Genomic DNA, 345 nt, shown 5'->3' with positions numbered 1-345 from the left:
ATGCGCGACCGCTTGCCGCTTCGCGGCGGGCGTCACCACTTTTTTGACAACAGGTCTTTCAACCCCGCGTTGTCGAGCATCGTGTCCGCCAGCAACCGCTTGAGCCGGGCGTTCTCCTCTTCGAGCGACCGCAGGCGCTTTGCGTCGGACACCTCCAGGCTGCCGAACTTCGCCTTCCACGCATAGTAGGTCGCGCTCGACATCCCGTGCTTGCGGCACAACTCCGTCACCACCGCACCCGCCTCGGCCTCCTTCAGGATGCCGATGATCTGCTCTTCCGAAAACTGCTTCTGACGTGATGTCGTGGACGACCTCCGCACCAGCGTAGCTGTGCGATGATGTGGT

Annotated in this window: 1 pseudogene; it reads right to left on the bottom strand. The window is 62.3% G+C overall.

Annotated features, from left to right (window positions below):
- Positions 1-320, bottom strand: a pseudogene (locus AX685_RS03500) (transposase); the annotation flags it as partial.
- Between the last annotated feature and the right edge of the window lie 25 nt (positions 321-345).

The sequence above is a fragment of the Sphingomonas sp. CCH9-F2 genome (assembly GCF_001556735.1).
Lineage (GTDB): Bacteria > Pseudomonadota > Alphaproteobacteria > Sphingomonadales > Sphingomonadaceae > Sphingomonas > Sphingomonas ginsenosidimutans.
Note: the sequence above shows the minus strand (reverse complement) of the source record. Positions and strands in the feature narration are given on the sequence as shown.